The 10,000-nt window shown below is 30.7% G+C and carries 7 protein-coding genes (1 of these 7 cut by a window edge); all 7 read right to left on the bottom strand.

Features of this window, described 5'->3' with window-relative positions:
* On the bottom strand, positions 1 to 803 hold the 5' portion of the coding sequence (locus tag bsdtb5_RS00035; protein WP_271714025.1) for a fumarate hydratase. Its footprint begins 40 nt before the window's first position; 803 of the gene's 843 nt are visible here — the first part of the coding sequence; its start codon is at positions 801 to 803; its stop codon lies off the left edge, out of view.
* Between the two features lie 306 nt (positions 804 to 1,109).
* Positions 1,110 to 3,626 (bottom strand): DNA gyrase subunit A, encoded by a 2,517-nt coding sequence (gyrA, locus tag bsdtb5_RS00030; protein WP_271714024.1) that lies wholly within the window; start codon positions 3,624 to 3,626, stop codon positions 1,110 to 1,112.
* An 87-nt stretch (positions 3,627 to 3,713) separates the two neighbouring features.
* Positions 3,714 to 5,624 carry a DNA topoisomerase (ATP-hydrolyzing) subunit B gene (gyrB, locus tag bsdtb5_RS00025; protein WP_271714023.1) on the bottom strand — a complete coding sequence of 637 codons (1,911 nt, stop codon included), beginning with the start codon at positions 5,622 to 5,624 and terminating at the stop codon, positions 3,714 to 3,716.
* A 109-nt stretch (positions 5,625 to 5,733) separates the two neighbouring features.
* Positions 5,734 to 6,816: a DNA replication/repair protein RecF gene (gene recF / locus bsdtb5_RS00020; RefSeq protein ID WP_271714022.1), complete on the bottom strand. Its 1,083-nt coding sequence runs from the start codon at positions 6,814 to 6,816 to the stop codon at positions 5,734 to 5,736.
* A 10-nt stretch (positions 6,817 to 6,826) separates the two neighbouring features.
* Entirely contained in the window at positions 6,827 to 7,036 is a 210-nt protein-coding gene (locus bsdtb5_RS00015) for an RNA-binding S4 domain-containing protein (protein WP_271716167.1), read from the bottom strand.
* 175 nt (positions 7,037 to 7,211) lie between these two features.
* Complete coding sequence (dnaN, locus tag bsdtb5_RS00010; RefSeq protein WP_271714021.1) at positions 7,212 to 8,324, bottom strand: DNA polymerase III subunit beta; 1,113 nt, start codon at positions 8,322 to 8,324, stop codon at positions 7,212 to 7,214.
* 290 nt (positions 8,325 to 8,614) lie between these two features.
* Positions 8,615 to 10,000, bottom strand: coding sequence for a chromosomal replication initiator protein DnaA (gene dnaA, locus bsdtb5_RS00005; RefSeq protein WP_271714020.1), 1,386 nt, complete (start codon positions 9,998 to 10,000; stop codon positions 8,615 to 8,617).

Below are 10,000 nucleotides of genomic sequence, written 5' to 3'. Positions count from 1 at the left end.
ATATTTATTGCCACTGGTAGACCTGCAATATGTGTGGGATACGTTTCAATATTTATTCCTAGAGCAGTAACACTTCCACCTAAGCCAGCTGGCCCTATTCCTAATTTATTTATTTCTTCTAATAACTCTATTTCTAATTCCTTAATATAAGCAATCTCAGAGTGAGTATCAACATTTCTTGTTAATGCTTTTTTAGCAAGTATTGCGCACTTTTCAAAATCCCCACCTATTCCAACTCCGACTACAATTGGTGGACATGCATTAGGTCCTGCATTTTGAACAGTTTCAAGCACTGCATTTTTTACACCCTCAACTCCATCTGCTGGTTTTAGCATATATATTTTACTCATATTTTCTGATCCAAATCCTTTAGGTGCCACTATTATTTCTATATTTTCACCTTCTACAATATCGTAATGGATAATTCCCGGAGTATTATCCTTTGTATTTTCTCTAATTAATGGATCTGATACAATTGATTTTCTTAAGTAGCCCTCTTCATATCCTTGTCTTATTCCTTTATTAATAGCCTCTTGAATACTCTCTCCCGATACATGCACATTTTGCCCTATTTTAATAAATACAATAGCCATTCCTGTATCTTGACATATTGGCACTTGTTCTTCTTTTGCAATTTTAAGGTTTTCCATTAATTCGCTCAATATTTTTTTCCCTAATTCAGCTTTTTCTATGTTACATACGCTTTTCAACCTCTCTTCCATATCCGTTGACAACTGATAATTGGCTTCTATGCACATTTCTTTTACTGCTTTTGTAATCTCACTTGATGAAATAATTCGCATAGTTGTTCTCCTTTTATTATTTAATAAAATACATACATGCATATTTTTACTCAAACTCTAATTTCTAATTTAAGTTTGTATTTACTTTTTAACTACTATTTTTTCTTATTTCATTCTATTTTTAACCAGTTATTTTTCTTATTATCTCCCTATTACCTTTTAACTTATTATTATTACAATATTTACTATCGCATTATGATGTAATTTTTATATTTAAAAACTGTTGCAAAATTCTTTTCATAATTTTTGCATCATTGTTATTAATACAATAATTTATGATTTGATGTTTTGCAACAGTTCCATTAATTATTTTTCAATATTTTCTTCTTCTAGTTCTAATTCCAGTTGTTTTATTACTTCTTCAGATGTATTTTCACTTTCTCTTACTTTTGCAATACTTGCAACTGTTATATCATTATCTAAATCCATATTGATTAATCTAACTCCAGAAGTTATTCTTCCTAATGTTGATATTCCATCAATTTGCAAGCGAATAAGAATTCCTTCCGTCGTTATTATCATTATTTCATTGTTTTTATTAACTGCCTTTACACCTACTACATTTCCTGTTTTTTCAGTAATCTTATAGCACTTAACGCCTTTTCCACCTCTTCTTTGGACCGTAAACTCTTCTATATCTGTTGTCTTACCCATACCATTTTCAGATACTATTAAAAGAAAGCTTCCTTGTGTATTAAGCTGCATTCCAACAATTTCATCATCATCAGTTAAATTCATCCCAATAACACCCATGGATGTTCTACCTGTTGGTCTTACATCCTTTTCGTTAAATCGAATACACTGACCTAACTTTGTTACAAGTACAATATCTTTTTGATCATTTGTTGATTTAACTTCAATTAAATCATCGTCTTCTCTTAAGTTTATCGCTTGAATTCCAGATTTTCTAATGTTTTCATATTCTTTTATAGGAGTTTTCTTAACAATTCCTTTTTTTGTTGCCATAAACAAGAAACGATTATCTTTGTACTCTTTTAATGGAATAATAGCAGTAATTCGTTCCTCTGGAAGAAGCTGTAGTAAATTAACTATGGCTGTACCCCTAGCTGTTCTACTGGATTCAGGAATCTCATATGCTTTTAATCGGTATGCACGGCCTTTATTGGTAAAGAACATGATATAGTGATGAGTCGTAGTCATTAAAAGATCTTCAATAAAATCTTCATCAATCGTCTGCATACCTTTTATTCCTTTTCCACCGCGATGCTGACTTTTAAAATTGTCTACTGTCATACGTTTTATGTAGCCAAGTTTTGTCATTGCAATCACTGTGTTTTCATTAGGAATTAGATCTTCCATTGAAATATCAAATTCATCAAATCCAATTGATGTTCTTCTTTCATCACCATATTTATCACGAATCACTATAATCTCTTCCTTGATTACGGACAATAATTTCTTCTCATCAGAAAGAATTGCTTTATATTCTTCAATTCTTGCCATTAACTCTTTGTATTCATTTTCTAACTTTTCTCGCTCTAAACCTGTTAATGCACGAAGTCTCATGTCAACGATTGCTTGAGCTTGAACGTCAGTTAATGAGAATTTCTCTATTAATCGTTCTTTCGCAACACCTACATTACTTGATGAACGTATAATACTTATTACTTCATCAATATTATCAAGAGCAATCATTAATCCTTGTAAGATATGTGCTCTTTCTTCTGCTTTGTTTAAATCATATTGTGTTCTTCTTGTTACAACTTCTTTTTGATGCTCTAAGTAATAACCTAACATCTGGTGTAAATTTAATACTTTAGGTTCATTATTTACAAGTGCTAACATTATAACACCAAAGGTATCTTGTAGTTGAGTATGCTTATATAATTGATTTAGAATAACATTCGCATTAGCATCTCTTCTAAGTTCAATACATACCCTCATACCGCTTCTATCAGATTCATCTCTTAATTCTGTAATTCCATCTATTTTCTTATCACGAACAAGTTCCGCAATTTTTTCAATCAATCTTGCTTTGTTAACAAGATATGGGAGCTCAGTTACAACAATACGAGACTTTCCATTTGCCATTGGCTCAATATCAGTAACAGCACGAACTCTAATCTTACCTCTACCAGTTCGATATGCTTCATCAATCCCTCTTGTACCTAAAATAGTTGCTCCTGTTGGGAAATCAGGTCCTTTTACTATTTGAAGTAATTCTTCTATCTCTGTTTCTCTATCTTCAATAATGTTATTATCAATAATTTTAACAACAGCATTAATTATTTCATTAAGATTGTGAGGTGGTATATTTGTCGCCATACCTACCGCAATTCCTGATGTACCATTAATTAATAAATTAGGGAATCTAGATGGTAATACTACAGGTTCTTTTTCTGTTTCATCAAAGTTAGGATCAAAATTAACAGTGTTTTTATTAATGTCAGATAACATCTCCATAGAGATTTTACTTAACCTTGCTTCAGTGTAACGCATTGCTGCTGCACCATCACCATCAACCGATCCAAAATTACCATGTCCATCTACCAATGGATATCTAGTAGACCATTCCTGTGCCAAGTTAACTAATGCACCATAAATAGAACTATCACCATGTGGATGGTATTTACCCATTGTATCACCAACGATACGGGCACATTTACGATGTGGTTTATCCGGACCGTTATTAAGTTCTATCATTGCATATAATATTCTTCTTTGTACTGGTTTTAAACCATCTCTTACATCTGGTAATGCACGTGCCGCTATTACTGACATTGCATACTCAATATAAGAGGTTTCCATTGTCTTCTTCAGATCAACTTCGTGGACCTTGTCAAAGATATTATTCTCGTCCATTTATTTTCCTCCATTTTGTATCTCAATAAGTCATACTACTTTTTCAAATTAGAACTAAAATACTATAAATAATTCGTTATAATATGATTAAACATCTAAATTTTTAACATATTTTGCATTTGCCTCTATAAATTCACGTCTTGGTTCAACTTTATCACCCATTAATGTGGTAAATGTTAAATCAATTTCTGAAGATTCTTCTTCATCTATGGTCACCTTTAATAACACTCGTCGTTCTGGATCCATAGTTGTTTCCCATAACTGCTCTGCATCCATTTCTCCAAGACCTTTATAACGTTGAATTTTGTTATTATTATCTCTTCCGACTTCAAGCAAAATATTATTTAATTCTTCGTCACTGTATGCATAACGTATCATTTTTCCCTTCTCTACCTTAAAAAGTGGTGGTTGAGCTAGGTAAACATATCCTTGACGAATTAGTTCTGGCATAAATCGGTAAAGAAAAGTAAGTAACAAAGTACTAATGTGAGCACCGTCGACATCGGCATCTGTCATAATAATAATCTTATGATATCTTAATTTTGATATGTCAAAATCATCTGATATTCCAGTACCAAAAGCTGTTATCATTGCTTTAATTTCGTTGTTAACTAATATTTTATCTAATCTAGATTTTTCTACATTAAGAATCTTACCTCTTAGTGGAAGGATTGCTTGAGTAGCTCTGGATCTTGCAGTTTTAGCTGACCCACCTGCTGAATCTCCCTCAACTATATAAATCTCACAATTTTTGGGATCTTTGTCAGAACAGTCTGCAAGTTTTCCTGGTAAACTCATACCTTCTAATGCAGTTTTTCTTCTTGTTAAGTCTCTTGCCTTTCTGGCAGCATCTCTAGCCCTTTGTGCTAAGATTGCTTTCTCACATATCATCTTGGCTATATTAGGGTTTTGCTCTAAAAAGTATGTTAGTTGTTCACTAACAACACCATCTACAGCTCCTCTTGCTTCGCTATTTCCTAATTTTTGTTTCGTTTGTCCTTCAAATTGTGGTTCAGGAATTTTAATACTTATGATCGCTGTAAGTCCTTCTCGAATATCTTCACCACTTAGATTAACTTCATTTTCCTTTAATAATTTTTGCTTTCTTGCATAATCATTAAAAGTTTTAGTCAATGCATTTTTAAAACCAGCTAAATGTGTTCCTCCTTCAGGCGTGGTAATGTTATTTACAAAGCTATAACAGTTTTCTGTGTAGGAATCATTATGCTGAAGAGCAACTTCCACACTTACATCATCTTTATTTCCTTCGCAATAAATGATAGATTCATATAAAGGGTCTTTATTCTTATTCAGGTAAGCAACATATTCCTTAATACCACCTTCATAATGAAATTCATTAACCTTTTGTTTTTCTTCTCTATCATCAATTAAGATAATTTTTAGACCTTTTGTTAAGAAAGCCATTTCTCTTAGTCTTTGTTTTAAAACATCATAATCATAAATTGTTTCTTCAAATATTGTTTTATCAGGTAAGAAACTAACTTCACTACCAGTTTTATCTGTATCTCCAATTACCTTCAGAGGATACATAACTTTACCTCTTTCATAACGTTGCTTATACATCTTTCCTTCTAAATGAATAACAACTTCTAGCCACTCAGATAGGGCATTAACAACAGATGCACCAACACCATGAAGACCACCAGATACTTTGTATCCTCCGCCGCCAAATTTACCACCTGCATGAAGTATAGTAAAAATCACCTCAACCGCTGGAATTCCTTTTTTAGGATGAATACCAACTGGAATTCCACGTCCATTATCTTTAACTGTAATAGAATCCCCTTTGTTGATTGTTACTTCAATCGTATTACAAACTCCTGCTAGCGCTTCATCTACAGCATTGTCTACAATTTCATAAACTAAATGATGTAGTCCTTTAGCTGAAGTGCTACCAATATACATACCTGGTCTTTTTCTTACAGCTTCTAAGCCTTCTAATATTTGAATCTGGTCTGCACCGTATTCTGCACTCATAAATATCCTCCTGTTATTAAATAACTACAATTGTTACTCTTCATCTATCTAAAACCTATTTACTTGCATATAGTAATCTATTAAATATTCCTAGTTTAAGATTGGGTTCTTACCCACTAGTTACTGTTCCTTCAACAACTCTGTAAACCTTGTCAATTTCAAACCGATTATTTATAAACTCTTCTAGTCCTGTACAAGTAATCAAGGTCTGTATATCATTTATGCTATTCAATAGATAATTTTGTCTATTTCTATCAAGTTCCGACAATACATCGTCCAATAAAAGAACAGGTTTATCTTTTATAATTGTTTTAACTAACTCAATTTCAGCTAGTTTAAGAGACAAAGCTGATGTTCTTTGTTGACCTTGGGAACCAAATCTTCGTATATCAATATCTTTTATTAGAAAGCTAATATCATCTCGATGAGGACCTACATTTGTAATTTTATTAGAAATATCTCTTTCCCTTGATTTTTCTAATTTATCTCTGAAGTGATCAATCAATACATTTGGTTCATACTTAATGATAAGCTCTTCTTTATTTCCTGATAATTTCTTATGTATATCATAAATTATAGCATTAATATTCTCTATAAATTTTTCTCTTGATGTTATAATTTTGATTCCATAATCTAGTAATTGTTCATCCCATATACTAAGTGTATCCAATAAATTCTTGTTAAAACTTATTTGCTTTAACAAATTGTTCCTTTGATTCACAATTTTGTTGTAATTTACCAAGTTATGAAAATACATCTTATCTAACTGACATAGCTCCAGATCAATGAACCTTCTTCGCTCACTCGGACCATTTTTTATAATACTTAAGTCCTCTGGAGAAAAAAAGACAAAATTAACAATACCAAATAATTCACTTGATTTCTTAATTGGTATTCCATCTATAGCAACGCCTTTGGGCTTATTCTTTTTTAAATGCATATCAATTTTATGACATATATTGTTTCTTTCTAAAACTAGACGAATATGAGATTCATCTTCGTCTAGTTTTATAATTTCTCTATCTTTACTTCCTCTATGAGATTTTGTTGTCCCGCATAAGTACACAGCTTCTAAAATATTAGTTTTACCCTGAGCATTATCTCCATATAGAATATTGGTACCACTACTAAAATCCATAGATAGATGTTCGTAGTTTCTAAAATTGCTTAATTCTAGAGTCTTAATTAGCATTTTAACACCATTACTTTACAATTTTTATTTGTTCTCCATTATAATCAACTATATCGCCATCATATAATTTTTTGCCTCTTTGATATTCAACATCATGATTTACTTTAACTAAACCATCTTGAATTACAATTTTTGCTTCAACACCAGATGACACTAGAGATGCTGCTTTTAATGCTTGCCCTAATTTAATGTAATCATCTCTTAATTTTATTATTTCCATTTCCATTCCATACCTTTCGAAGTAGGGCAATATAAAAATATGCCCTAAAATTATATTAAATTAGAAAATATTATTACTTTCTAAAACATTGTATAAATAAACTATGATGATATAATAATTTATTAAATTTTACGCTTAACTATTTGTTATTATCAGTTAGGTATTTATAATTTTTTTAGCTTGCGCTAGCATTAATGTTAACAGGTAAAATAAGGTAAATGTAATTTTCATCTTTATCTTTAATAAAGCATGGAGCTTTTGGGTTAAATAGATAAATATCTATTTCTTCGTCATCAATAACTCTAAGTGCATCTATCAAAAATTTTGGATTAAATCCAATTAATATTTCTTTTCCTTCTTTGCGGATGTCAATCTCTTCGTTCATAGATCCAATACTTGAATTGATTTTTAACTCTATAGTATTATCTAAGACATTTAATATAATAGGCTTTTTATCTGATTCTTTAACCAATAACGTAGCACGGTCAATACAACTTAAAAGTTCTTTTTTATTTATTGATACTTTTGTTTCATAATCATTTGATAACATTTGACTTATTTTATAATATTCGCCTTCAATTAATCGTGAAAGTACGATTGTATTATTAAATTCATATACGATATGTTTATCTGTGATATAAACTCTAACCTCATCGTCCATTTCTCCAGATAATATTTTACTTATCTCATTTAATGTTTTACCAGGAACTATAACTTTTATATCGTCATATTGATCTTTTAGTTTAATTTTACGAATAGAAATTCTATGTCCATCTAATGATACTACCTTCAGCTCATCGCCTGTAACTTCAAATAATTCTCCAGTCATTATTTTATTATTTTCATTATCAGATATAGAGAATACAGTTTGCCTTATAAGCTCCTTCAGTGTGAACTGTGATAAAATTAATGGATTTCCTTTTTCAATAGTTGGCAAATTAGGAAATTCATCTGCAGATTTTCCTGATATATTAAATTTAGCTTTTTCGCATACAATAGTTGATTTGTAATTGCTATCTGTTTCAATTATAACATCATTGTCTGGTAACTTTCTAATTATTTCAGAAAATATTTTAGCATTAATGGCTATAACTCCAGCTTCAGAAATATCACCTTTAACAATTGTCTCAATACCAAGTTCCATATCATTAGCAGTTAATTTAATATTATTATTGCTTGCATTAATAACAATACACTCAAGTATTGGCATTGTAGTTTTTGCTGGTACAGCTTTTAGAACTATATTGACACCATTTAATAGGTCAACTTTTGGACAGACTATTCTCATAATTGTGTATAACTCCCTTCGAGGCATTTGTATATATATATAATAAATATTTTAGTCGTAATAGTAATAGGGGATGTGAATTTGTTGATAAGCAGTCTGAAGGCAGATAAATAAACACCTTCAGACTAATGATAACTATGTGTACAAGAATTACGGAAATTGTTTATTTTGTTGTATAAATTTTAACCATAAAAGTTATCAAGAAAGTATTAACAGCTAAATAACAGAATATCAACACTGCTATGTGAGTAGATTAAAAACGGTTATAAGTATATTAATATTAGATATAACTATTGCGGATTAATCTTTTTAGTTAAAACCTCAATAGCATTCTGAAGTGTTTGATCCTTTTCTAAATCTTTAGTAACTTTATCGATACCATGTAAAACTGTTGTGTGATCACGATTACCTAGCTTCTTACCTATATCAGTTAATGATAATTCAGTCATTTTTCTACATAGGTACATTGTAATTTGTCTAGGATAAGCAATATTTCTACTTTTCTTAGAAGAAAGCATTTCTGCTTGAGTAACATTAAAATGCTCGGACACTATTTGTGCTATAAAATCAGCAGTAATCTCTTTCTTATCGTTTGGTGATATTAAGTCTTTTAATGCTTGAGTAGCTAATTCTACTGTAATTTCCTTTTTTTCTAATTTAGAATAGGCATCAATTTTAGTAAGTGCGCCCTCTAACTCTCTAATATTTGATTTAATATTAGTAGCAATGTATTTCATTACTTCATTATCAATATGAAGCCCGTCCAACTCTTCTTTTTTCTTTAAGATAGCCATTCTAGTTTCATAATCTGGTGATTGAATATCAACTGTAAGTCCCCACTCAAAACGAGATCTTAAACGTTCCTCAAGTGTTTCAATATCTTTAGGCGGCTTATCTGAAGAAATAATAATTTGTTTCTTTGATTCATGCAGCGTATTAAAGGTATGGAAGAATTCCTGTTGGGTACTTTCCTTTCCTATAATAAATTGTATATCATCGATTAATAATACATCTATATTACGGTACTTTTCTCGAAATTGAGATGGGTTAGAGTTTTCATTACGAATAGATTCAATTAACTCGTTGGTAAATTTCTCGCTAGTCACATATAATACCTTTGCTTTTGGATTATTCTTCAGAATAAAATGTGCAATGGAATGCATAAGATGAGTTTTACCAAGTCCTACACCACCATAAATAAAGAGAGGGTTATATACTTCCGCAGGGGATTCTGCAACAGCTAAAGAAGCAGCATGTGCAAGATTATTATTCGCACCAACTACAAAAGTATCAAAAGTATATCTAGGATTTAGAAAAGGATAAGCATTAGTTGGGGTTAATGCGGTATTTGTATTATTATGATTGGAGGATGTTGTATTACTATCTTCTTTATGAAGTTTCTCTGCTTTGCTTCCTAATATAAATTCAATCTCATAATTTTTATTAGTTACTTCCTCTATTGCTACTTTTAGAGGTAATCCGTACTTTCTTCTAATAAAATTTATACTATCGGAACCTATTTGCTTATCATTTATTAATATTGTAATTAAATTATCCTTTACATCATATACTTCTAATGGTAGTAACCATGTTCTAAATGAGACGTCTGAAATGTCATGTTCATTTTTTAGAGCCTGTAAAATAACATCCCATTTATCTTGAATTATGTTTTTCAT

Source organism: Anaeromicropila herbilytica (assembly GCF_016591975.1).
Lineage (GTDB): Bacteria > Bacillota > Clostridia > Lachnospirales > Lachnospiraceae > Anaeromicropila > Anaeromicropila herbilytica.
Note: the sequence above shows the minus strand (reverse complement) of the source record. Positions and strands in the feature narration are given on the sequence as shown.